We start from the raw sequence: 25436 nt of genomic DNA on the forward strand, positions 1-25436 counted from the left end.
GTAACAAAAAATGAAAACGAACTCCTAATCCTGAAAGGTAGGTATTTTCATGAAAATCAGACAACAGACTTGGACCAAACGCGCAGCGGTGATGCTTTCCCTGGTGGCTGTCACCCTTCCCCTAGTAACCAACGTGACGACGGCGAGTGCCAAGGCTTCCCGTCCTAATGTGGCGGCACTCCTGCAGCCACACGAAGCGGACTACGGTTACCTCGTCGATGGCTATCACCACAACCTCGATAACATGACCTACATGACGCCCACTAGTGATCCCGTCATTGGTGTCATCAACGGCTTCACCAAGTATTGGCGCGACGGTAAAGTCGTGGATCAATCCATGATTGATCTGAACCTCGCTAAATCCGCTAAAGTGACGGAAGAGCGGTCAGCCAGCGAAAGTGAACGGGCCTACTTCTCCGATCGACGAGACCTTCGTTATAACTTAATTTCAGGATTAGGACCTTACGCGCCAGCCTTCATTCAGAATGCCGACGCCCAAACCAGCTACATATCCATGCCAAGTGCCCCGCTCCCCGCCGACTACAAGGCTAAAAAGACGACCTGGGCAGCCCCAGATTCAAAATTAGGCGCACTGGTCAAGCTCGTCAACGTTGCCGAGGGCTCGCCTTACTCCGGGATTAATTCTCCTAAACACTACGTTGCCATGCCCCGGCCTTATCGACTAAGCACGGCGGTCAAGCCCCTGCCTGTGATTAAAAACATCATGGCTCACGCCAAACCAGACTCCTTCGATCTGCCGAGCGGTCACACCACGGCAGCCTTCGACAGTGGATTGGCCTTTGCCTACGCCTTACCACAACGGTTCCAAGAACTGGTTACCCGGTCTTCCGAAGTCGGTTATGACCGAATCATCGCCGGCCGGCACTCACCACTGGCCGTCATGGGCGGTCGAATGACCGGGACAGCCATCGCCGCTGCCGTACTAAACGACCCAGCCAACCAAGAGATCGCTAAAGCTGGTTACCAAGCCGCTCAGTCCGCTGACCTCTTGGGAAGCAAGGACACGACTGCTCAAGATGATTTCAAGAACTACGAGCAGAACCGCAAGGACTACCGTTATCGGATGACCTACGGCTTTGATCAAATCGGTGATACGCATCAGGCTATGCGGGTACCTAAGGGCGCCGAAGTCTTATTAGCGACCCGGCTACCTTATTTAAACGCTACCCAACGCCGTGCGGTTCTCTTCACGACTGGTCTACCTTCCGGCTATCCTGGAATGGATGATACCGAGGGTTGGGGCCGTCTCGACCTCTTCTCTGCGGCCAACGGTTACGGCGCCTTCTTAAACAATGTGACGGTCAACATGAACGCCAAGAAAGGGACGTTCAATGCCAAGGACACGTGGAAGAACCAGATTGGCGGAACCGGTAAGCTCACGAAGAAGGGAACCGGACAGCTCACACTGAGTGGCGCTAATCGCTATTCTGGTGGCACGACCCTGCAAGGTGGAACTTTACAACTCGCCAACACCAAAGCACTGGGGACCGGGAACGTCAAGCTAACCAAAGGGACGCTAAAATTAGCAACCACCAACGTGACGATCCGCGGTCAGTTCCAACAAGCCAAGCACGGTCAATTATCACTGAGCCGTACCAGTCATCTGACAATTAAGAAGACGGCCAAACTGGGCGGTACCTTGAAATTAACTTCTGGTAAGCTGAAAAAGGGCGCCAACTTAATTTCCTACAAGAAGCATACCGGCAAGTTTGCCCACATTCAGGGCTTGCCTAAGGGGTGGCACGTTACGTACACGCAACACGCCGTCAAATTAGCCAAGTAAACCTGCAACGGAACCATTTAAAATGGCGCCACCCCATTTCGGGACGGCGCCATTTTAGACTCGCGATAAGCTGGAAACTATTCCTTAAACTGAATCTTCACGTAATCTCGGTACAGCGGTAAACTGGCCATCAACTCGTGGTGCGTTCCCTGACCACTAACCCGACCGTCTTCGATGAAGTAAATATTATCGGCATCGACGATTGTGCTCAGTCGGTGGGCAATGATCAGCGTCGTCCGCCCCTTCATTAATTCGGCCAGGGCCTGTTGTACCATGGCCTCAGATTCGGAATCCAGACTAGCGGTCGCCTCATCCAGCAGGAGAATCTTGGGATCGCGGAGAAAGGCCCGGGCGATGGCCAAACGCTGGCGTTGCCCGCCGCTCACCTTGACGCCCCGCTCGCTAACCTGCGTATCCAGGCCATCCGCCATTTTGTGAACAAAATTATCGGCGGAGGCCAAGTGTAAGACGTGCCAGAGCTCATCGTCCGTAAACGCACGGTCCGCACCATAGGTCAGATTATGCCGAATGGTCCCCGCCATGATGGCGGAGTCCTGACTCACATAGCCAATCTGAGATCGCCAATCACTCAGATTGATGTCCCGGACATCCGTCCCGCCAATCGTGACTCGCCCACTCTGAGGTTGATAGTAGCGCTCCAACAACCCAAAGATGGTTGATTTTCCACCGCCGGAAGGACCGGCAAAAGCCACGACCGTGTTGGGCTGCGCCTCAAAACTCACATCGTGCAAAATGGGGTGACCCTCTTCGTAGGCAAAGTCAACATGGTCCATAGCCAACGTTTCATCACTGACGGATTGGGCTTGCCCCGCCACCAACGCTTCTTCCGGCTCGTTCAAGAGGTCGCGCACCCGTTCCGTTGAGCCGTTAGCCTTGGACAGATCCGTAAAGAACCGGGCCATGGTACCCGCGGGCCCAATGATTTGGAACAGATACATCATAAAAGAAAACATAGTCCCCATACTCATGGTCCCTGCGGAGACCCGCACCGCCGCGTAGGCTAACACCCCAACAAAGACGGCCAACATGCTCGCCGTCATAATCGGACTCGCGATGGCATCGTAAATGGCCTCACGCAGGCCGATGCGGTAGAGATCTTGAATCTGTTGCGCTCCGGTCTGCGTTTCATACTTTTCGGCGTTAGAAGACTTAACCAGTCGAATCTCGCTGAGCGTTTCATCGGTCTCGCCACTAAAGGTGGCCATCGCGTCTTGCCGCTGGTGACCAATTTTACTGGATTGACGCATGATGGGAAACATGACGAGCATCACTAACGGTACGGCGATGAACATAATCGCCGTCATCCGCCAGTCCATCAGTAGCATAATCACCAGTGCCCCCACCAATTGCAGCAATGACGTTACCATCTGCGGAAACGAGTTAGCCAATAAATTCTTAATTTGCATCGTATCATTGACCAATCGTGAGGTCATCTCACCGGTCTTGACGTTATCGAAATAGCTGACCCGTAACCGCACCAGCTTCTGCCACAACGTCGCCCGCAGCCGCGCCACCACGTTTTCTCCAAAAAATCCCAATAACGCGCCCGATACGGCACTGACCACCGCACTCACAACGAATAGGATGACCACGCCAACCAGTAGTGGCCGGTTCATCGCGTGACCTAAGCCATTAATCAAGACCTGCGCAAACTTGGGGACGGCCAATTGAGCTCCCGTGGCAATCAGGCCCAAGACTAAACCGACCCAAAGCTGCCAATACTTGGGCTTCGTTTGCCGAATTAAATGTAAAAATCCCTGAACATCAAACTTGCCAGTTGGCCGCCGCTTCGCGGTCCGTGGCGTTGCTAGTCTACGTTCCATCTCTCTTTGCCTCCGCTATGCCTAAGTTTAAAAATGTGGATGGCGGCCCATGCCGCGGTCACCCATCCCATGGTGGGGCCAGCCCTGCATATGCCCCATGTAATCGCCCCAATCCAAGTCGCGTAATTGATGCGTTAGCTTGGTCAGAAGTTGCTCTAGCTGTTGCTGCTCGTCGGGCGTTAAGCCACCAAACAAGTCGTCAGCCGTCGACTCGACGCGTTCGTCGTATTGCGCAAAGAGCTCCCGGCCCTTGGCACTCAATCGAACAATCACTGACCGTTTATCCGTGGGACTTGGCATCCGCTCCACGAAGCCCGCGTCTACCAACCGACTAATCGTCGCACTTACGGAGCTTGGCCGAATATCTAAAATCTCGGCAATTTCCGCATTGGTCAAGCCATTCGGCGATTGCGCCAACACCTTGAGCAATCTCCCCTGGCCCCGGCGACCATTACCCGGGCCACCCTCACCGTGACCGCCCATGCCGGCCTGACGTCCCACGGCCATTAAAAAGGCCCGGTTTTGGAGTAGCTTGCCAAAACTTTTCAATAAATTACGACTACTGTCTGTCATTTCAAAAACCTCCTGGATAACTTGATGTCCATTATATTAGCACGATAGTTAGTCTTTGTAAACTAATCCTAACTAAAAGTCTAACTAAATAGTGGAATAAGTTGGCTGCTTCCCAGCATAACGCCTTTCCTAAGTCCACCTGTGCACAAAAAAAGTGATGCCCACTGCGCATCACCCACTTCAAACGTCTCACTTTGCCTGACTGACCGCAAAATAATTTCCCTCGGGGTCCCGAAAGTTAAAAGTCGCCGTCCCATTGGCCGTGACGATCTCACTCGCCGTCGTTAACCGATCGTGAAGGGCTTGAAAGTCTTCACTATAGAACATCAGCGAGGGCGTGTTGTCTAGCACCTCGGGGGAATACCGCCGGATAAACGATTTCGCAAAGAACGAGAGCTCCACGTTAGGCGCCACCGTGACCACAATATTTTCTGAATCATCGGGTAACGCATTCACCTCAACCACTTCGGCCCCTAACTTATCCTGCCAAAACTGAACAATCTGTTCCACATCATCGACATACAACATGGTCCGCATCTTTTGCATAGCTACTCACCCCACTGATTTATTTGGTTAGGCCCATACTACCATGAAAAGAAATCATCGCCAATTATTAAATAGTGCTGGCTATTCTCCACAATGTCGCGTACACTAGTTAATGCAGGTTCCCACCTGCCCAGTTGCTCTGTACATTCCAGATGCAACCTATGGATCAACTGGTGCCCTCATCTCGGATTGATGAGGGCTTTTTTGCGTCGTTATTTTGATGACTAATTTAATGGCGATAAACCTTGTCAGTTGGGGGGCTCGAGCGTATTCACGAGCTTTCCGTCTTTAGTTAACACGCTAACTAACTTTAGATTGTAAAGTCTAAACACGGATTCATTCCCTATCTGCTGCCGGCTGAATCACCTACTATCACCAATTATTGGCATAAACATGACTACCGCTAACATCTTTCCCCCTGTTCTAGTTCTCCTTGCCCGCCACCAAAATATCCCGTATAATTCTGCTTAACATGTAATTTCTCAATTTCAAATAGGCCGGTTTTCCCCGAAAAGGGCCGCCACTTTTCGGTCCATTTCGACGCCCACCACAATACAAAAAGGTTCGCCAGCGCCCCGTCAAACGGCACGTTTCGCGAACCTTTCTCATCTTTACTTTTCAGATTAGTCTTCCAAGTACTGCTTCGTTGCAGCCACAATATCTTGCAACCCAACCTTGGCATCGGAGAAGAACATCTGCGTGTTATCCAGCGAGAACAGTGGATTTTGGATACCAGCGTACCCAGTACTCATTGACCGCTTGATGACAACGACGGACTTCGACTTATCAACATCCAGAATTGGCATCCCAGAAATTTCATTCCCACTTTCACGAGCCAGTGGGTTGGTAACGTCGTTCGCCCCGATGACCAGGGAAACATCGGTACTTTCAAACATTGGGTTGGCATCATCCAACTGCTTCATCTGATCGTAAGGGACGTTAACATCGGCCAGCAACACGTTCATATGCCCTGGCATCCGCCCGGCAACCGGGTGAATCGCGTAGTTCACGTTAATCCCTTTTTCCGTCAGAACCGTGGCTAATTCAGCAACTTCATGTTGGGCTTGCGCTGCGGCTAACCCGTAACCAGGCACAATCATGACATTCTGAGCGTAGGCCAATTGCAGCCCAATATCATCGGCAGATGTTTCCTTCACATCAACAGGGACATCCGGACCAGCACTGCCACTATCGCTGTCACCAGTCCCAAAGCCACCGGCTAAGATATTGGCAACGGAACGGTTCATCGCTTCGGCCATCTGCAACGTCAGGATCGTCCCGGCAGCCCCAACTAAGGCACCGGCAATAATCAAGACTTGGTTATTGATAACGAACCCGGCAAAGGCAACGGCCAAACCGGTAAAGGCGTTCAAGAGGGAAACAACAACTGGCATATCGGCCCCACCAATTGGCAAGGTCATCAGCAACCCGAAGATTAGGGCCATGGCCAACCCAAGGATAACGAACCAGATGTTGGTTGGTGTTGCCAGCATGAACCAAGCAGCGACCAGCATCCCCAAGACCACGATAATGTTTACAATCTTAGCCCCAGGGAAGGTAATGGGTTTCCCCGGCACTTTCCCAGACAGTTTTCCCGTCGCAATCAGTGATCCGGAGAAGGTAATCCCCCCAATGATCACATCAAGGAACACGGGAATCGAGAACGCGAGGCTTAAGGCAACCCCGTCACCCTTCATCAGGTAATCAAAGATCCCGATAACGGCAGCGGCACCACCACCCACAGCGTTGAACAGACTAACTAATTGTGGGACATCGGTCATTGGCACCTTACGTGCTTTGACCACCCCATATGCGATTCCGACTGCTAAGCCGGCGATGAGGACAATCCAACCAGTAGCGGTAATCTTACCATCGGCCACAACTTCGATAATAATCATAATAACGGCCATAAACATCCCAATGGCGGATAATCCATTCCCTTTACGGGCGGTCTTTGGTGAACGCATCATGTGCACACCCAAGACGTAGCACACCGCGGAAATTAAGTAAATTAAAGAGGCAATCGTTTGTAGGGTACTCATTTAGAATCATCCCCCTCTGACTTTGCTTTTGGCTTACGGTCAAACATCCCTAACATCCGATCGGTTACGGTATAACCACCCGCCACGTTGATGGCCGCAAAGACGGCACCAAAGAACGCTAACGTGTAGAATACCCAACTGTTGGCTTCGGCCGCAATGACGAACGCCCCGACGACAACGACACCATGAATGGCGTTGGCCCCGGACATCATAGGGGTTTGCAGAGTAGCTGGAATTTTACTCATAACTTCGAAACCAACTAATAAACTCAGAACAAAGATTGCTAGATTCGTAAATAATTCCTCACTCATCACTAATCAGCTCCTTTCGCGTCGTCTTGATCATCAGCCGGCGTTTCAGGTTCTTCCGGTTCTGCTGGCTTACGTTCCGGCAGTTCCATGACAGACCGCAGCCGGTTACTGATAATTTCACCGTCATAGGTCGCCAGTAGTTCGCCTACCACTTCATCATCAACATCGAAGACCAACTCGCCATCTTTGTTGAGGTCATTTAAGACCGCCTGAACGTTCTTGGCGTACATATCCGAAGCGGAAGCTGGTAATTGACTGGCCATGTCGCCGGCACCCACGATTTCAGCACCATTTGGTGTCGTTACCGTTTCACCTGGCTTCGAGCCAGCCACGTTGCCGCCTAAATCACTCGCGGCCAAATCCATAAATAACGTCCCGGTCTTGGCCTCGTCCACGGACTTCTGAGTAACCAGAAGGGGTGGCCGCCGTCCAGGTACTTGCGCGGTCGTAATAATCACATTGTTTTGGGCGATGAATCCTTCCAATTCTGCTTGTTGTTGTGCGGTTTCTTCCTTGGTCAACTGCCGCGCATAGCCACCTTCACCAGTCGCAGAAACGGAGGTCGTCAAGAACGTTGCCCCTAACGATTCCACTTCACCACGAGAAGCTGGCCGAATATCATAGCCGGAAACCATGGCACCTAACCGTTTGGCAGTCCCAATGGCCTGTAGTCCGGCAACCCCGGTCCCCAGAACCAAGACCTTAGCTGGCTTGGCGGTCCCAGCGGCCGTGATCATCATTGGGAAATACCGTGAGAAATGATCCGCGGCCATCAGGCCAACCTTGTACCCCGCAACACTGGCTTGCGAACTCAAAACATCCATAGTTTGGGCCCGTGACACCGTCCGCGGTAACAGTTCGAACGCTAAAGCATTAATCTTCTTGGCGGCAAGTTTCTTCACAAACTCTGTGTCCGTCAGTGGTGCGAGTAATCCGATGAGTGTTTGCCCCGCCTTCATCTGATCAATGGCTGCATCATCTGGTTGAGCAATCGTGGCGATTACAGTTGCCTGCGTAATCGCCGCCGAACGGTCGACAACTTTGGCACCGGCCTTGGTATAAACCTCATCGCGATAGAAGGACCGTTCCCCAGCACCTTGTTCGATCAGCACTTGGTAGTCATTCTTGACGAGCTTACGTACGACGTCCGGTGACAATGCTACCCGGTTTTCACCAGGAGCTTCTTTTAAAACCGAAATGGTAATTGCCATTCAACACATCCCCTTTTTGATAAGCTGTTCACAAGTTAACTATAAAGCATTTCGGGTCACAAAACAATGCTTTCAGCCGCATTTGTGCACAAGCAACAATTCTTTGTTCCACGCGGCAGTAAGTGCTCCCAAGTCAATAAAAAATCACAAAATATTTTTCCGATTAGGCACTTGATCTTCTGCGCAATTCGTTAAGTCAACGTGAAAACAAGTTTTAACATTCACAAGTAAAAATGATGACTTATTTTCATTTGTAACTTATTGGTCTAGTCCTGGCATCGAATGCGGCGGTCTCACACGCCAGCTACCATAAAAACCATTGGCATCCCTTTTTACAAGCCGGCGTGTCCATCGCACCCGACTAAGTTAGGCCATTAACTGTCCTAACCTAGGGCCCTCAAGCCGCCAATTGCCGCGCTTTTCAGTTGTATCTGCCCGCATTTTCAACAGCACCCCCTTGCTAACTCAGGCCCCAGCAATCAATCGCTTCACCAACACCTCGTTCAAAGTCTGCGGTGGTCACGTGGGCCGCCGCCGTCTTGACCGCTGGTGTGGCGTTTTGCACGGCCACCGGGCAGCCCACCCGGGTGAGCATCGGCAAGTCATTGGCATTGTCCCCAATCGCCATGATCTCGTTGGCGGCGATACCCAAGCGCTGGCCCAAAGCTAACGTAGCCGTCCCCTTATCGACCCCCACCGGATTCACTTCCATATAACGACCGGAGGAAAATGTACAGTTCACCGGCTGGTCAACCCGGGCGAGCACCGCCGCCTTGGCCGCTCGACGAACCTTAGCAGCCGGATTCATGGCGATTACCTTCATGATCGGGGCCGTCTGAAACTGCTCAAAGCCGCCGTGCATGGTGGTCGCTTGCACCCCACGCGTCTGTAGATACGCCAAGTCATCAGCTCGTGGATGGTAGATAGCAAGGCCCGTCAGCGTATAGACATGAATGGCGACATCAAACTGCCGAAGCACCGTGAAGACCGCGGCCGCCACGGGATACGGCATTGTGGCCTGGCGGACGACACGATTATCCTTATTTTCGACAATCGCTCCACCATTGTAGGCAATCACGTATTGTTGCGGCAGATTCCACAGCCCCAACCGCTTTAGTAACGGTTGAATGCTCAGAAAGCTCCGCCCCGTATTCGGTACGAATTTAATCCCCGCTTGCGTCGCCCGTTGGATGGCGGCCACATTTGCTTCGGAGACGCTTCCGTCCGCGCGCAGTAAGGTTTCATCGAGGTCACTGGTAATCATTCGATACATGCCTTTTCCTCCTTAACCTAACGAAGAGTCCGAGATAAAGTTCCCGAACTCTTCATTGTGATCAGCTTATGCGTCACTAGTCGCGCCCCGCTCTCGTCGGAAACGCCTTTAACTAGTCACTAAGATTCTTCAATCCCGGAAATCAACGACAGCGTATGCATGTCATCGCCCAAATCATCGTAGAGCTTCCGGTAAAGTTGATAATATTTGTTATAGGTGGCGTGCTGTTCGGCACGTGGTTCGACCTTATCACCTAAAACTTGCCATTTCTGAACTTCGTCAACAGTCAACGTATCCGTCGCCAAACCGGCCAGCATGACATCCCCCAGATTGGCTTCGGCATCATCGACCGGCGTGCGGACGGCATAACCCGTGACATCGGCAAACATTTGAACCCAATCCGGTGAATTCGTGACGCCCCCAGCAATCACGATGTAGTCACCAAGGTCTCGACCGGTGCTTTCCATACTGTGCCGCAGCGCGTAGCAGACGGCTTCTTGAAAGGCGTGGAACAGGTCCGCCTTGGTGTGAACCAGCGACAAGCCGAAGATCATGCCCTTGGCATCGGAATTCCAGATAGGCGCACGTTCGCCCATAAAGTAAGGAAGAACGACCAAGCCGCGGCTTCCGGCCGGCACATCCTTGGCTTCCGCCCCCAGCGTAACGTAGGCGTTCGGTCCCCCTTGGTTGTGAACGGCAACTTCGGCATCGCCAAAGTTATCGCGGAACCATTTGGTAATCGCGCCCGCCGTGGCTGACCCACTGAAGTTGTAGACCAACTCGCGAGACTTATAAGGATACGGCCAAACGATGAGACCCTTTCCCTTGATTGGCTTGTCGCTCACCAGTGCGGCGTTCATCGAGGACCCGATAGCCGCGACGTACCGACCGGGTTCAAAGACGCCCATGCCAATGTTGGCGGCCCCCACGTCGACCCCACCGGCGATAACCGGCGTGCCCGAGTCGAGACCCAGGTCAGCAGCAACGTCCGCCGTTAACCGCCCGGCAATCTCGGTCGCATCGACGAATTTCTGGGGCATCTTGTCCATTGGAACACCCATCGCGTCCATCATTTCCTTGGACCAGGTCCCGGTGTTGACATCGTAGAAGCCCCCGATGTTCCCGGCGGCGGAGTAGTCAATGGAGACTTCTCCGGTCAGCTTGTAAATGGCGTAGTTGTTTGGCGGCAGGAACATCGCCGTCTTCTTCCAGTTCTCTGGCTCGTGGTTCTTAATCCACAATACCTTGGTGTACCCGTAATACGGGTCAACCACGTCGTTCCCGGTAATCTCGGATAGTCGCTTTAAGTCAACGTGTTCCTTGACCCATTCCGTTTCACCCGCGGCACGCCGATCCATCCAAATCAGGTCGGGGCGCACCGGGTTCATGTGCTCGTCCACCGGCACGCCGGAGCCACCGTACAGGCCACTTAAGCCAATACCCTTGATGTCCGCCGGCGCGATACCGCTTTCACGAACGACCGCGCGAATGGAGTCCTTTACGCCTTTGAGCCAAACGTCCGGCCACTGCTCTGCCCACAAGGGACGGGGCGTCAAGACGTCGTATTCTTCCAAATCCTGGGCAATGAGTTTGCCGTTCGTGTCCATCAGGATGCTCTTCGTTCCCGAAGTCCCAATGTCCGTACCAATCAAGTATTTCATCGTTATTCCCCTCTTTAATCAAGCGTTATGCGCAACGGTTTACCATGCGGTGAAGGCCCCATCGACTAAGTAATCGGAACCGGTGGAGAAGCTGCTGGTGTCGCTGGCTAAGTAAACGGCCATGCCTTGTAATTCTTCCGGCTTCCCTAAGCGTCCCAGTGGTGCCCAGTCATTCCAAGTCTTGATTAACGGCTTCAGATCCGGTGAGTTCAAGGTTAAATCAGTGCCCATGTAACCAGGACTCATGGTGTTGACCCGGACGCCCTTCTTGGCCCACTCAATAGCTAAGGACTTGGACAATTGAATAACCCCGGCCTTAGTAGCGTTGTAGGAGCATTGTGGTTGTGGCCGGTTGACGATGTGTGCGGACATCGAAGCCGTGTTCACGATGGACCCGGAGCCTTGCTTCAACATGTACCGTCCAGCAGCCGTGGAGCAAAGGAAGACGGCGTTCAAGTTTAAGTTGACCACCTTTTGCCATTGGTCGTAGGTCATTTCTTCAGCCGGCACGTTCAGGCAAACCCCGGCGTTGTTGAAAGCGGCATCTAAGTCACCCAATTCCTTAACGACCGTGTCAACCATGTGTTGGACCTGTTCGGGGTCGGTGACGTCCGTCTTGATGGCAATGGCTTTTTGTCCCGTAGCTTCGGCAATTTCTTTGGCCGTTTGTTGAGCCTTGGCAATGTTGATATCTACAATGGCCACGTCGGCCCCGGCTTCAGCTAATCCCGTTGCCATCGCCTTACCTAAACCTTGTGCACCACCCGTAACATAAGCTTTCTTACCGTCCAAACGCATTCTATCTAAAATACCCATGATGAATTCCTCCTAAAAGATAAATGTATTTTGTAAAATGACTTTCTTTAATTCACGACTTAGCATAATCCCTCAAAACTGAGAAGTCAATAGTTTTTGGTAACGTTTTCATATTTTTCTCAAAAAATAACCGCCTAATCGTGCTGCATCGCTTGTTGCGTCTGACTTTCTGCCGTCTTCGTCTTTAGCCGTTTTTTCAACTCGCGGACGATCTCGGCATGTTTCTCCTCCGTCAGCGTTACCTTAAGCCAAAAGATAATCGCCGCTACAATCAGTAATCCGATGGGAATGTAGAACATAAACAGGTTGAACTGCGAGACGCCCGTGGCGGAGATATCGCTAGGTTTGGCATTCCCCGTCATCCCCACCATCACGGCAACGATTCCCACGATACCATTGGAGGCGGCCCCGGCGAGCTTATCAATCAACGGCCGAATCGACAGTGTGACGGATTCATTCCGCACACCGTTGACCAGCTGACCGTACTCCACACTGTCGGTGATCGTCATCAACGTCGCTAAGAAAATCAGCGGGTATGGGAAGAAGTAAAACGACACCGCCAATAAGACCAGTAGCAGGTTCTGCCCGGCGAAAAGGAACAGGACGTAACCCACTAGCATGAAGGCAATCCCACCAATGTAGATGGCCTTGCGTCGAATCAATGCCTCCAGCGCCGGGTATAGGGCCACCGAGATGACCCCCAGAATACAGGTGATGACCCCCACCCAGGTGTAGGCGCCCGCATTGCCCAGTCGGTAACGGAAGTAGTACATCAACAGGGAGTTGGTGACCACGTAGCTAAAGGCAAAGAGAAAGTACGACGCCGCAATCCACAGCAGTTGTCGGTTCCGACCAATCGCCCGGAAGATGTCGGAAAGCGTGGTGTGCTTGACGTTTGATCGAATCACGTTGTGCTGTTCCTTCAGGTTCAGGGAGGTAATCAGCGCCCCACCGGTACAGAGTACGGCGACGATCACCACATACCCCGTCCAGCCGGCACGCGTTTGCTGCCCAAAGGGAACCTTCGAGATCCAATGGGAAAACAGCATAATCGCCGGTGTGATAATGACGATGACGATCTGCGCGCCCAGCGTGGAACCAATCCGCGAAGCCGTCCCAAACTTAGTCCGCGTCTTAGAATCCAGGATCACGGCGGGCAGCAGCGACCACAGCGCGATATCACTAAACGAGTAGAAGACGTCGACGATCAGAAAGGTGGCGGCAATCAAGACCAGGTAGATGGTCGGATTGCTCCAGGCCAAGCCGAAGTAGTCCGAGAACAAGAAGACCAACCCCAGTGAGGCCACGACCGAGCCGATCATAATCCACGGCCGGAACTTGCCCCACCGCGTATTCGTATTGTCCACGACGCCCCCAATCATGGGATCAAAGAGGATCTCGCCGACCCGAATCACCACAATCAGCGTCGTCACAATGCCGACCATCTTCTCGTCCGCACCGTTCGTGAACAATTGGCTGGTCAAAAACATCATAAAATAAATGCTCAACGTGTTATAGAACGCATCATGTCCGAACGTCCCTAACGCATAGGATAAATATTTTTTCAATTCCAACACCTCACAGATAATTAATACCAAACGTTTTATAAACTCATTTGATAAAATCAATTTACTGCACTAGTATAAATGCAATCGCTTACATAAGCAACCGGTTAACCCGATAAATATCTATTTCACAGGTGATTAACTGCGTCCGATTAGCCAATAATATGGCATTATCAGAGGTAAGCCGCACACAATTAACTCGTAATTGTGAAGTATTCACGTGACTAATAGTCTTAAAACACGCGATCGGTTCGCCAACGTCACTAATCGCTAATTCTGGTCAAAGTCTCCGTAGAACGGCAATGACAGCGGTTACATAATTAGCTAAAATCACTTTCTATTTTGCTCAGATGTGCTAAACTAAACCTATTCAGTCTTATTCAGAAAGGGGCCCATCATGAGTACTAGTAATATGCAAGCTATTCAGCACTCGAACTATTCGGATATTTACCACCTTCTCTACGATAATGAGAAGCTCTCCAAGCAGGACATTGCGGATACCCTGGGCCTGAGTCTGCCCACGGTTAGCTCCAACTTGCAGAAGTTAACCGAGCGGCATCTCATCATCAAGAGTGGCCAACTGAAGTCCCTCATTGGTCGCCGCGCTACCGCTTATGCGATTGACCCCAACGTCAGCCTGAGCGTGGGCATGGAAATCTTCCGCAGCTACGCCACCATGACTGTGCTCAACCTCCGCAACGAGGTGTTGGCCCTGCACACGACTAACCTACCGTTCGCTAACGACGACCAGTACGCACAGGCGCTGAGTCAGCAACTCCTCAGTTTTCTGCAAACCAAGGGCTTCAGCCTGACCCAGATTAGCGGCGTGGGGATTGGCATTCAAGGGTTGATTTCAAACGATGGCACGACCATTCTTTACGGGAAGATTCTCGACTGTACCGGCATGCAGGCCGATAATTTCGGGCAGTACCTGCCCTTCCCGGTCACCTTTTATCACGATGCCGACTGTGTTGCGGTAGCCGAATACGCCAAAAAGCCCACCGATGGTATCTTTCTCTCCATCAGTGAGCATATCGGGACCGCTATTATCATCAACGGTCAGGTCTTCAAGAGTCCCAGCGGTCGGAGCGGGACCATGGAGCATATCACCTTAAACTCCGCGGACGGGCCGGTCTGTTACTGCGGCCGGCGGGGGTGCATTGAAACCTACTGCTCCGTTAGCTCCCTGTTGCAACCCAACGAGGATCTCGGCACCTTCTTCGCCGACCTCCACCAACACGATGCGGCGGTCGAAGCGCGTTTCGAGACATACCTGAATTACCTGTCCGAAGCCATTTATAACCTCCACATGTTCGTTGACCTACCGATCGTCATCGCCGGTGAGCTGACGAAATACCTCAGTGAAGCTCACGTGAAGGCGCTCAAACAACGCCTCAAGCAGCTCTCCGTCTTTCCCGAAACGCCGGGGTACCTGCAGCGCGGGTCCGTCGTGGATCATGCCGTGGCGATTGGCGCCGCAATTCCCGCCATTCAGGTACAACTTCAAAATATTTAAGTTTCCAGTGATCGAAAAGGGTCGAGAAAAATTTCTCGACCCTTTTTCCACAAGCTGATCTATTCAACTTAATTGGCGACCGTTTCCACCCAGCGCTTCATCAAGAAGATATTCAAGACGGACTCCAGCGCCGCCAGAACCAGCATCCCCAGGATTGGCAGAATCATATTCGTCGTGCCCTGAAGATTCAAGGTCGTCATCAGCTGATTGACTTGACCAAAGAAGAAAGCAACCAGACGAACCACCAGCACAATCACCACAATGTAGAGGATCGCATCCACGACCCGTTTACCAGCGACCGGCAAGAAACTATTCGTTGCGCTGACGGTCAGGTGAATCAGGGTAATCGTGGTCAGTGCCAGAATGAAGAGGGCCAGGACAACGAGAATGACCAGCGTGATCCCCTTGGCCAGTTCTGCGCTGCTGATATTTTCGAGACGCATTATCCCGTCCAACTCTGGATTAATCCGTGACCAGGCAACGCCGATCCCCACTAAGTGGAGAATGACCTGCAACGCAATCAGGTAGAGGAACATCACCAATGAAGAAAATAAGTTTGCCAGATAAAAGGTGGTATCCTTGGCCGGAATCAACCGGTAAGTATCATGTGTGAAAGCATTCTCGGCACGCCGAGAAATTAGGATAAAGCCCACGACATAGGCCAGTCCGGACCAACCGCTGACGGTGCCCAGTACACTCATCTGGGACAAATTCCCCCAAATCAGGCTCCAGATGAGGCTAACGGCAATCACCGCCAGCTCAATTAGCATCAGCTGGTTAACCGTGGCAAATTTGTTCCGGTTAAACACCTTAAATAGTTTCCCAAAATTAGTCATAGTCGTTACCCCTCTCATACAGGCTCTCGTAGTAGGCCTCAATTCCAACATTGAATTTTTCGCGAATCTCATCGGCCTGACGGTGGGCGTAAATGGTCTGGTCCTTGACAACCACAATCTCGTCTAAAATCGGCGCGATCTCGGAAACATAGTGGTCGCTAATCACCATCGTCGCGTTCTCCGGCTTCCACTGAATGATACTGTTGATAATCTTCTTGCGGCTCATACTGTCAATGCCACTGAAGGGTTCATCCAACAGATACAGGCTGGTGCGGCGAGCCAACGTCAATGCGATGACCAATTTTTCCTTCATTCCCTTAGATAACGCCGCAAGCTTCAGGTCGGTGTCAATCTGGAGAAAGTCGGCGAGTTCAGCGAAACGGTCGGCTTCAAAATCACCGTAGACCGTTTCGTAGAAGGCCAAGACGCGGCTCACATTAACGTTGCTAGAGAAACCCCGGAGCTGTTCGGAAAAGCTAACGGCTTGTTTGCGTTCCGCCTCACTGGCGAGACCGTTAACTTGAATCGTGCCCTTGCCCTTCGCACTCCCGGTAATCAACCGCATTAAGGTGGTCTTCCCTGCCCCATTTTCCCCGAGCAGGCCGACAATCTTACCGGGGGCCAATGTCAGGTTGACATCGCGAAGAATGGTCTTCATCCCCCGCTTATAATTTCCGTTTTGAATGCTTAAACTATCAGTCATTTGGCTTGCCCCCTCTGTTGGATGTAGCGCTGTAGGCTCGTGACGATTTCGTCATCACTCAGATTCAACGCATGTAGTTGGTCGTAGACCCGTTCAAGCTGGGTCGTGACTAATTTGACTTTCAATTGATCAATCTTGGCGGTCTCCATGGTAACAAAATTCCCCCTACCTCGTTTGGATTCAATGATGCCGCCCGCAATCATCTCACTGAGTGCCCGCTGGACGGTGTTCACGTTGGCCGTGACGTCCACGGCCAACTGCCGAACGGACGGTAACTTCTCTCCTGGTTTTAACGTGCCGGTGATAATCTCGTGATAGATATAATTCTCGATTTGATAGTAAATGGGGATCTTATCGTCAAAGTTCACTTACTCCGCCTCCCTAGTGTTATATTTTACTATCACACTATAACATCTTAGCGGTGGCTTGGCAAGCACAACTCATAAATTCGCCGAAAACGGTGAGGACCGTTGACTTTCCCACCGATATTCTCCACACTGGATGCAACGAGATTTAAAGGAGTTTTACCTATGACTTGGTTTCTAATCATTCTATTTGGCTTTCTAGCCGGGCTGGTCCAGGGGCTAACCGGATTCGGCGCCGCCATCATGATGATGATTTTTCTGCCCAGCATTCTGCCGATTGCGGAGAGTGCCGGCGTGGCTTCGCTAATTATGGCGGCCAGCGTGCTGACGCTGGTTCTGCGCTACCGCTACGATATTCACCTCAAGCGGATTATCATCCCCTTTCTGGTCTACGCCAGCGTGGCGGCCTGGTCGGTTCATCTGGTCAAAGTCCTCGATGTTCATCTGCTGCGAATGCTCCTGGGCGGACTGCTGATTGCACTATCCCTCTACTTTTCTTTCAATAAAAAAGCCGGCACCCAACCCTATCCGTGGTTCGTCGCCGGTATCTTCATGATTATCTCGGGCTTTTTCAACGGCCTCTTCGGGATTGGGGGTCCCCTCATGGCCCTCTATTTCCTGTCGCTCGCCAAGTCCACCGGCGACTACATCGCCAATATCCAAACGTTCTTCCTCATCGATATCGTCTACATCACCACGCTACGGGTCGCCAACGGCATTCTCACTACAGCCGTCATTCCAGATATTTTAGTCGGCATGGTCGGCGCCATTCTGGGCACGGCAATTGCGGCCCGGCTCCTCAACCACTTGAACATCGGGACGGTGAAACGGTACATCTACGTCTTCATCGGCTTGAGCGGCGCCTACTACCTGTTCTTCTGAAGATTGAAAGTTCGCGAACACGTTTCAGTCCCCCGCTGACAGGACTTATCGCCATTAAACAAGCTATTAGCACCACCTACGGCTGCCAGAGATTCCGGCGCTGTGGGGACCGCCTGCGGCCTGAGAAACGGTCCTCCGGCTCGGTTTGAAGCCTGGCAAAATTCGCCAGTCTCCAAACACGTCCCGCGCTGTAAGCTGACCCAAGACGTCAGCTAACACCGCTGCCACGGCTACCTCCATCTCTGACTGCCTCCGGTTACAATGGTTGAAAACCACTAAACGCGCGGTGACATCGCTGGCGTGGCCACGTTCGACCGGCATAATTGGCTACAGCAAATGTAGCCGTGAGCGAGTCAAATTTGGCGAACGGTAAGGCGACCAGTACGCGACTATCCTATTATAGTGGATGGTATCCCTGTCATACTATGGACTCTAGCTGATTTCTAGCTTCCAACCCTTATCTATTCTTTTAAAGCTATCCCAAAAAGCCATTCCAATCGCAGTTGGAATGGCTTTTGTGATGCCTGAAATGGCGCTGACTAGCTCAGCCACCCGTCCATCTCAAACTTCTTCATCTGAATGATTTCACCCGCCGTGACGACTAGGTCTTGCGTTGTCGTTACCGCTGGGGAGTGCTGGGCCTGCTGAGCGAAGGCAGTCGTTAGTGTCGACAGCTGCTGGTCAGAAAACAGGTACTTCAGCGCGTTCTGCTGCCGTAGGATCAACCAGAGATTGCTGTCCGTCGGCGTGACAGTTCCTGCCGTTACCCGTTGTGCCAGGTTGGTCCGCACCCGCTGGCGACTCGCGTCCTGCGGTTCATAGATGACGTGGGGCTTCAGATTGTTTTGAAAGATCACGCGCTCAACCAAGCCGGCCGCTTCCAGCTCAGCCCCAATACCATCATAAATAGCGTTGACAATGTTCCAGCTGGTCACCACTTTTAAGAGGGTCTTGACCCGCGTGTCCTGCCGCAAGTCGGTCTGCAGCCGAACCTTTAATTCATTGAGGTACTGGGGAAGCGCGTCAAATTTAGCCGCATCGGCCACTCGCATCTGACCATCCGCTGCCGTCAAAACATGCTGGTCAATCAGGTCCAACAACGTGGCTAGGACCAGATAGGCCTGCGTGGTAAACCGCGTCCGAAGTACTGGCTTTTCATTGATTCTCTCGGTTAACAGTAAATAATTCTTCGCAGTCGTCAATGACATGCTGTGCCTCCTCATAGTCAACTTCCTTACATTAGATTAGTATACTACACGACGACTGAGGAGAGACGGCTTCCCTGCTTTCCCACCCACGACGCACCAAAATGGCCTGTCCCGACAGCACACCGCGGACAGACCATTACGCTAAATCTGAAACCATTTTGTATTTCTTACCACGCTTTAAACGCGTCTTAACTGACCAGGACCTCGGCCACCAGAATGGCGCCACCAAAGACCAGCACGAAGACCACGACTGGCCAGACGAACTTGAACCAGTGGGAATACTTCATGTCCAGCATCTGCAGGGTTGCCATCACCAGGCCGGTTGGGGCCAGGAAGAGCATCGCGTACTGGCCAAATTGGTAGGCCGTCACCACGGCGAACCGGGGGATATCCACCGTATCCGCCAGTGGCGCGAAGATCGGCATCGCCAAGACCGCCAGCCCAGACGAGGACGGCACGATGAAGCCCAGAACGAAGAAGATCAGCATCAGAATCAAGATGAAGACCGAACCGCTCACGTGGGCCACCAGCGTCGAGGAATACTGGAGAATTGTATCGGAGATTAACCCTTCATTCATGACCAAGTTAATCCCTCTGGCCAACCCAATGATTAACGAGACGCCAACCAAACTGGCAGACCCGTTGGTGAAGGCATCGACCACGCCCTTTTCGCCAATCCCGTATTTTCCGGTCGCCGTCAGGAACATGATAATAATGGCGAATGCTAGGAAGGATGAGGCCATAGTTGGGAACCACCAGCCCTGCGACATGACGCCCCACACCATGATGGGGAAGGTCACGACGAACAAAATCAGGATGAGCTTCTTCCGAAAAGTAAATTCGCTCCCCTCTTCGCTATCACCAGAGGCCACCGACCACATCTTGTTAAAGGATGAGCGGTCCTCGTAGGTGTAGGAGAACGCCGGCGTGGCCTTGACCTTCTTACTGTACCAGTGTAGATACCAAATGACGAAGACGGAGGCCACAATCAACCCAACGATCCGCCACACAATTCCCTCGGTGAAGTTGATGCCGGCCGCGTTGGACGCGATCACCACGGAGAACGGATTAATCGTGGAGAACGAGGTCCCGACCGAACTCGCCAGGAAGATAGCCCCCACACAGACAATGGAATCATAGCCCATCGCAATGAAGATTGGCACCAGAATTGGGTAAAAGGCCACGGCTTCCTCTTCAATCCCACACAGCGTTCCCCCGAGAATCATGAGAATGGCGACCATGAAGATCAGCATGAACTCGTGACCCTTCGTCTTCTTCGTCAGCGCCAGCAGGCCGGCTTCAAACGCCCCGCTGGCTTTCACCACACCGATGAGACCCCCTAACACGAAGATGAAGACCATGATATCGACGGCCTCAATGGTTCCTCTCACCATACTACTGGTGATAGCGCCCAGACCAGCCGGATGCTGTTTCAGCCGTTGATAAGTATTAGGAATCGAGACGGCCTGCGTGATGCCGCCGGAGGTAAACTCGCCAATCTGAATTTTCACGCCGAGTTTATCCAGCTGCTCCTGTGTCGCCGCTACCTTTTCCGTCTTCCCCGAAGGCTTCGTGATGACCAGCGAAGAACTCGGAGAGTCGTAAGCTAATTTGGAATAAGACCCCGCCGGAATCAACCACGTCGCGATTACGGCAACGATGGTTAAGATAAACAGGATCACGAAGGCGCCGGGCATCCGTAGTTTGAATTTTTTCTTAGGTTGTTGTGCTGGTGTATCCATAGTGTCACCCCTTAACGCGTATTTAACTTCTGTCCTGACACGGCGAGTGCCGCCATGCCAAAACGTGGCCCAAAGAACGGGTGTTACGCCAACATCCTTTGGACCACGCTCTATGTGTTATGCAACCTTTTTCTTAGGTCGGCTTTCTTGCCAGCCGCCGTCATTTATTTAATCAGCGTTCCCACTTTGCCCGCCAATGCGTCGTCGAGACGGTCCAGCGACGTAATCAGCGCCGTGCGGTGGGCACCCGAGGCCACGAAGTCCAAGCAAGCTTCGATCTTCGGGAGCATGCTCCCCGGGGCAAACTGGCCCTCGTTAATGTAACGCCGGGCGTCTTCGGCCGTTAGCTCGCGCAGGACATCTTCGTCCGGCGAGCCGTAGTTCACGTACACCGCGTCCACGGCCGTCAGGATAATGAGCTGTTCAGCGGCAATGTTAGCGGCCAACAGGGCACTGGAGCGGTCCTTGTCGATCACGGCGGGGACCCCTTTCAAACCAGTTGGGGTCTGAATCACGGGCACCCCGCCACCGCCACCAGCGATGACCAGATTGTCATTTTCAATCAGATCATTAATGCTCTTCAGCTCGATGATGGTCTTCGGGAGCGGTGAAGGGACGACCTGCCGATAGCCGCGGCCGGCGTCTTCGACGAAAGTGTAGCCCTTTTCGGCCACAATTCGATCGGCGTCCGCCTTGCTGTAAAACGCCCCCACCGGTTTCGTTGGATGCTGAAAGGCCGGATCGTTCTCGTCCACCTCAACCTGCGTCACCACAGTCGCCACATCCTTAGTGATCTGCCGCTGGTGTAGCTCATTTTGCAGGCTCTGTTGGAGGTGGTATCCGATGTAGCCTTGGCTCATGGCCCCACATTCGGGGAAGGGAAAGGCCGCCGTTTGGTCGTGTTCGGCCGCATAGTTCATTCCCAGATTAATCGCACCCACTTGCGGCCCATTACCGTGACTAATCACGACCTTGTGCCCCGCGGCGACCAACCCAATCAGGGAGGTAGCCGTGTGTTTAACGAGTTCCAACTGTTCTTCTGGTGATTTTCCCAGGGCGTTTCCACCCAGGGCAACAACGATTTTTGCCATCTGCTTGTCCTCCGCTATTCGCCTAAGGTAGCGACCATGACCGCCTTAATCGTGTGCATCCGGTTCTCAGCTTCCTGGAAGACCACCGAAGCGGGACTCTCGAAGACTTCATCGGTCACTTCCATCTCGGTCAGGCCAAACTTCTCTTCGATTTCTTTGCCGACCTTAGTCTCCGTGTCGTGGAAGGATGGCAGGCAGTGTTCAAAGATACAGTTAGGATTGCCCGTCTTCGCCATCATTTCGCTGGTAATCCGGTAAGGCGAAAGCAACTTGATCCGTTCCGTCCAGACCTCGTCGGGTTCACCCATGGAGACCCACACGTCGGTATAAAGAACGTCGGACCCCTTGACCCCCTCGTCAACATCATCGGTGATGAAGATGGTGGCGCCGGTCTGTTCAGCAATCGCATCGACCTTGGCCAGCAGTTCTGGCGTTGGATTCAGTTCCTTCGGGCACACGAGGTGGTAGGTCATCCCCATGATGGCCGCACCAATCATCAAGGCATTGGCCACGTTGTTCCGACCATCCCCCACGTATGTAAAGTGGATCTGGTCGTAAGGTTTCTTCAGGATTTCCTTCGCCGTTAGGAAGTCGGCCAGCACTTGGGTCGGATGATCTTCATCGGTCAGACCGTTCCAAACAGGCACGCCGGAATACTTCGCCAATGTTTCCACCGTCCGTTGAGAGAAGCCCCGGTATTCGATACCATCAAACATCCCGCCCAGCACGCGAGCCGTGTCCTTCGCCGACTCCTTCTTGCCCATCTGGGTTCCGGATGGTCCGAGATAAGTGACGTGGGCACCCTGGTCGTAGGCCCCCACTTCGAATGCACAACGGGTCCGCGTCGAGTTCTTTTCAAAAATTAGGGCGATGTTTTTGCCTTTTAACTTTTGCTGTTCCGTACCGGCATACTTGGCCTTCTTGAGGTCTTCGGCCAATTGTAACAGGAAGCCCATTTCCTTAGGGGTGTAGTCCAATAACGTGAGAAAACTCCGATTCCGCAAATTGTACATTGTTAATTCCTCCTTTGTTATTTACAATGACAGTATATGTAATCGGTTTCGTAAAACTTCACGAAGCTTCACAACGTGCGTAAAATATTAAAAAATTTCTACGCCATCTTTTTGGTTCGGTGGTTCCTTTGCCCACCATCACCCTTTTACAACGTCCGTTCACCCATTGTGTGAGGAGTTCTATCAATTATGCTGAAACCATCTCGCTTCATCAGTCACGAACGCTACCGCCGAATTTTGATTGCGGCCACCTGCATTGCCCTGGCCTCGCAGGTCAACTTTTCCGCCTACACCCCGGGGTTTATCCTAACCCTGTCGGTCTTACTACTGCCTATCTTTCTGTATTTCAACGCCGACCTGAATCCTATCCACCTCACCCTAGCTATCGCGCTGGCCTCGCCCCTCTTTCGGGGAATTCTGCTATCTATCGGCAATGATGTCAGCCGCACCGATAACTTACGCTATGTGATTGCCGATATGGCCTTTTACGCCTGCTATGGCCTACTGTATTACGGCCTCTACTGGCGCAAGGGAGAGCGCAACAATAGCTCCTTTCTATTGACGATCATCGTCTGCGACTACCTCGCCAACCTGCTGGAAGTCAGCATTCTGACCGGCTTCACCGACTATCACTACCGCCTGTTTCAACTGCTCTTCGTGACCGCACTGATTCGCAGCCTAATTAGCTGCGGACTGGCCTTTCTCTACCACCACTTTACGCTACTGATTCGCGACGAGGACCATGAGCAACAATACTACCACTTCATCTGGGTGGCCTCCGTCGTGAAGAGTGAGGTCTACTTCATGCGCAAGAGCATTACGGAAATCGAAAACGTCATGAAAAACGCCTATCTCCTGAACAAACACCTCCAAGAGGACAACGCCACACCGGCGGAACAGGAGATGGCCTTGACCATTGCCCGCGACGTCCACGAGATCAAGAAGGATTATCAAAACGTTATTTGTGGTCTCGGTAGCTACTTTGGCAACGACCAGACCGCCCCCATGCAGCTGGCAGATATCCTCAAGGTGACGACCCGCTACATTCGTGAGGCGTTGAAGGAACATCAACGTGGCATCGTCATCGAGACCCATAGTCACGTCGATCTCGTGGTCCCCAACCACTATTACGTGGTGTCCATTCTCTCAAACCTCATCTTCAATAGCGCCGATGCCCTGCTGGACCAGTCCAAGGGCCACATTCGCATTACCGTGGCCGACGCCGGTCCCAACATCATCATGACTGTGAGCGACAACGGCAGTGGGATGGACGCTGACACGCAAGCCATGATCTTTCAGCCGGGATTTAGTACCAAGTTCGACCAGGTCACGGGCAACGTTTACCGCGGTATCGGCCTCTCCCACGTAAAGATCATCGTTCAGGAACAATTCGACGGCGACATCCGCGTGGACTCCACCCCCGGCAAAGGCACTAGTTTTGAAATCACCCTCAACAAACAACGACTGACACAGGAGGCGCCCCAATGAATTTTTATATCGTTGATGATGACCCCGCCATCCCCATGATGTTGCGGCGGATTCTGGAACAAGACCCGACCAACAGTGTGGTGGGAACGGCCCCGACCGCGCAGAAGGCCATCGCCGACATCATGCTACTCGACGTGGATATTGTCCTGGTCGACCTGCTAATGCCCGGCATGTCGGGCATCGAGCTGGTCGATAAGCTTAAACGCCTACACCCCACGTTACGATTCATCATGATCTCTCAGGTCAAGGACGCCGATCTCCGGGCCGAGGCCTACCAAGCCGGCATTGAATTCTTTATCGACAAACCCATCAACCTGATTGAGGTCAAGACGGTCGTCGAGAAGGTCGCCCAAAACATTCAAATGGCGGCCAAACTCAATGACATTCAATCACTCGTGGGCGGTGTGACAACTGCCAAACCCGCGGTCGACCCGCATCAGGCCCAAAAGGCCAAAATTCTCTCGATCTTGCGTTTCCTCGGGATTACCTCCGAGGCCGGATCCGCCGACATTTTAGCCATTACCCAGATCATGATCGACCAGCAACTTAGCTTCCGCGAGATCGACTTCAACGTGGCCTACCACATCGACGACCGCGAGAAAAAGATTGTCTTTCAGCGCGTGCGCCGGGCCATCAAGACCGGTCTAACTAACCTGGCTCACCTGTGTCTGGACGACATGGGCGATGAGATCGTGGTCGAATACGCCAACACGCTGTACGAGTACAAGAACGTCCGCAGTGAGATGCTCTACCTGGAGGGTGAGCGGAGTACGCGCGGGAAGACTTCGCTCAAACGGTTTTTCGATGGCCTGGTGCAAGAGGTCTAGCGTTTTCGGCTCAAAGTGAGGAAAAAGACTGTTCTTTAGCCTGTCCCATCCTCCCCACCGCGATCCAGACCAATTGGGCGAACGGCAAGGCAACCAGCACGCGACAATCATATTGTCCT

At 52.6% G+C, this 25436-nt stretch carries 22 protein-coding genes; 5 read left to right on the forward strand and 17 right to left on the reverse strand.

Features of this window, described 5'->3' with window-relative positions; all coding sequences use genetic code 11:
• The first annotated feature begins 49 nt into the window (after positions 1 to 49).
• Entirely contained in the window at positions 50 to 1804 is a 1755-nt protein-coding gene (locus KB236_07810) for a phosphatase PAP2 family protein (GenBank protein UIF28451.1), read from the forward strand.
• A gap of 77 nt (positions 1805 to 1881) precedes the next feature.
• On the opposite strand, the gene KB236_07815 is transcribed toward KB236_07810, so the two are convergent.
• The 10 genes from KB236_07815 to KB236_07860 all read right to left on the reverse strand — a co-directional run bounded on the left by KB236_07815 (position 1882) and on the right by KB236_07860 (position 13649).
• Positions 1882 to 3648 carry an ABC transporter ATP-binding protein/permease gene (locus KB236_07815; protein UIF28452.1) on the reverse strand — a complete coding sequence of 589 codons (1767 nt, stop codon included), beginning with the start codon at positions 3646 to 3648 and terminating at the stop codon, positions 1882 to 1884.
• A gap of 27 nt (positions 3649 to 3675) precedes the next feature.
• Complete coding sequence (locus KB236_07820) at positions 3676 to 4221, reverse strand: MarR family transcriptional regulator (GenBank protein UIF28453.1); 546 nt, start codon at positions 4219 to 4221, stop codon at positions 3676 to 3678.
• 189 nt (positions 4222 to 4410) lie between these two features.
• Positions 4411 to 4767 carry a VOC family protein gene (locus KB236_07825; protein UIF28454.1) on the reverse strand — a complete coding sequence of 119 codons (357 nt, stop codon included), beginning with the start codon at positions 4765 to 4767 and terminating at the stop codon, positions 4411 to 4413.
• Positions 4768 to 5390: 623 nt separating this feature from the next.
• Positions 5391 to 6809, reverse strand: a complete 1419-nt coding sequence (locus tag KB236_07830) for an NAD(P)(+) transhydrogenase (Re/Si-specific) subunit beta (GenBank protein UIF28455.1) — start codon at positions 6807 to 6809, stop codon at positions 5391 to 5393.
• Positions 6806 to 7120: an NAD(P) transhydrogenase subunit alpha gene (locus KB236_07835; GenBank protein UIF28456.1), complete on the reverse strand. Its 315-nt coding sequence runs from the start codon at positions 7118 to 7120 to the stop codon at positions 6806 to 6808. The genes KB236_07830 and KB236_07835 overlap by 4 nt, the downstream gene beginning before the upstream one ends.
• 2 nt (positions 7121 to 7122) lie before the next feature.
• Positions 7123 to 8331, reverse strand: a complete 1209-nt coding sequence (locus KB236_07840) for an NAD(P) transhydrogenase subunit alpha (GenBank protein ID UIF28457.1) — start codon at positions 8329 to 8331, stop codon at positions 7123 to 7125.
• Positions 8332 to 8791: 460 nt separating this feature from the next.
• Positions 8792 to 9604, reverse strand: a complete 813-nt coding sequence (locus KB236_07845; protein ID UIF28458.1) for a Cof-type HAD-IIB family hydrolase — start codon at positions 9602 to 9604, stop codon at positions 8792 to 8794.
• A 119-nt stretch (positions 9605 to 9723) separates the two neighbouring features.
• A complete protein-coding gene (locus KB236_07850) occupies positions 9724 to 11265 on the reverse strand; it encodes an FGGY-family carbohydrate kinase (GenBank protein ID UIF28459.1) in 1542 nt (513 codons plus the stop codon).
• Positions 11266 to 11304: 39 nt separating this feature from the next.
• On the reverse strand, positions 11305 to 12081 hold the full coding sequence (locus KB236_07855) for an SDR family oxidoreductase (GenBank protein ID UIF28460.1): 777 nt from the start codon (positions 12079 to 12081) through the stop codon (positions 11305 to 11307).
• Between the two features lie 134 nt (positions 12082 to 12215).
• Positions 12216 to 13649 carry a glycoside-pentoside-hexuronide (GPH):cation symporter gene (locus tag KB236_07860; GenBank protein UIF28461.1) on the reverse strand — a complete coding sequence of 478 codons (1434 nt, stop codon included), beginning with the start codon at positions 13647 to 13649 and terminating at the stop codon, positions 12216 to 12218.
• A gap of 394 nt (positions 13650 to 14043) precedes the next feature.
• Here KB236_07860 and KB236_07865 point away from each other — a divergent pair, with 394 nt between their 5' ends.
• Positions 14044 to 15162, forward strand: a complete 1119-nt coding sequence (locus KB236_07865) for an ROK family transcriptional regulator (protein ID UIF28462.1) — start codon at positions 14044 to 14046, stop codon at positions 15160 to 15162.
• A gap of 68 nt (positions 15163 to 15230) precedes the next feature.
• On the opposite strand, the gene KB236_07870 is transcribed toward KB236_07865, so the two are convergent.
• From KB236_07870 to KB236_07880, 3 genes are read right to left on the reverse strand one after another with little or no spacing between them, the layout of a single operon-like run.
• Positions 15231 to 15998, reverse strand: coding sequence for a hypothetical protein (locus KB236_07870; GenBank protein UIF28463.1), 768 nt, complete (start codon positions 15996 to 15998; stop codon positions 15231 to 15233).
• Complete coding sequence (locus KB236_07875; GenBank protein ID UIF28464.1) at positions 15991 to 16701, reverse strand: ABC transporter ATP-binding protein; 711 nt, start codon at positions 16699 to 16701, stop codon at positions 15991 to 15993. Before KB236_07875 ends, KB236_07870 begins: the two co-directional genes overlap by 8 nt.
• Positions 16698 to 17069 (reverse strand): GntR family transcriptional regulator, encoded by a 372-nt coding sequence (locus tag KB236_07880; protein ID UIF28465.1) that lies wholly within the window; start codon positions 17067 to 17069, stop codon positions 16698 to 16700. The genes KB236_07875 and KB236_07880 overlap by 4 nt, the downstream gene beginning before the upstream one ends.
• A 162-nt stretch (positions 17070 to 17231) precedes the next feature.
• Between KB236_07880 and KB236_07885 the strand changes: the two genes are divergently transcribed.
• Complete coding sequence (locus KB236_07885) at positions 17232 to 17948, forward strand: sulfite exporter TauE/SafE family protein (protein UIF28466.1); 717 nt, start codon at positions 17232 to 17234, stop codon at positions 17946 to 17948.
• 539 nt (positions 17949 to 18487) lie between these two features.
• Here KB236_07885 and KB236_07890 read toward each other — a convergent pair.
• The 4 genes from KB236_07890 to argF all read right to left on the reverse strand — a co-directional run bounded on the left by KB236_07890 (position 18488) and on the right by argF (position 23002).
• Complete coding sequence (locus KB236_07890) at positions 18488 to 19156, reverse strand: hypothetical protein (protein ID UIF28467.1); 669 nt, start codon at positions 19154 to 19156, stop codon at positions 18488 to 18490.
• 188 nt (positions 19157 to 19344) lie between these two features.
• Positions 19345 to 20898: a YfcC family protein gene (locus tag KB236_07895; GenBank protein ID UIF28468.1), complete on the reverse strand. Its 1554-nt coding sequence runs from the start codon at positions 20896 to 20898 to the stop codon at positions 19345 to 19347.
• A 164-nt stretch (positions 20899 to 21062) separates the two neighbouring features.
• The gene (gene arcC / locus KB236_07900; protein ID UIF28469.1) at positions 21063 to 21989 is read right to left on the reverse strand and encodes a carbamate kinase; all 927 of its coding nucleotides are present in this window, start codon (positions 21987 to 21989) and stop codon (positions 21063 to 21065) included.
• 14 nt (positions 21990 to 22003) lie between these two features.
• Positions 22004 to 23002 (reverse strand): ornithine carbamoyltransferase, encoded by a 999-nt coding sequence (gene argF, locus KB236_07905; protein ID UIF28470.1) that lies wholly within the window; start codon positions 23000 to 23002, stop codon positions 22004 to 22006.
• A 189-nt stretch (positions 23003 to 23191) separates the two neighbouring features.
• On the opposite strand from argF, the gene KB236_07910 reads away from it, so the two are divergent.
• Positions 23192 to 24490, forward strand: coding sequence for an ATP-binding protein (locus KB236_07910; GenBank protein ID UIF28471.1), 1299 nt, complete (start codon positions 23192 to 23194; stop codon positions 24488 to 24490).
• A complete protein-coding gene (locus KB236_07915; protein UIF28472.1) occupies positions 24487 to 25317 on the forward strand; it encodes a response regulator in 831 nt (276 codons plus the stop codon). The genes KB236_07910 and KB236_07915 overlap by 4 nt, the downstream gene beginning before the upstream one ends.
• Positions 25318 to 25436 lie beyond the last annotated feature (119 nt).

This window comes from Levilactobacillus brevis, assembly GCA_021383565.1.
GTDB lineage: Bacteria > Bacillota > Bacilli > Lactobacillales > Lactobacillaceae > Levilactobacillus > Levilactobacillus brevis_B.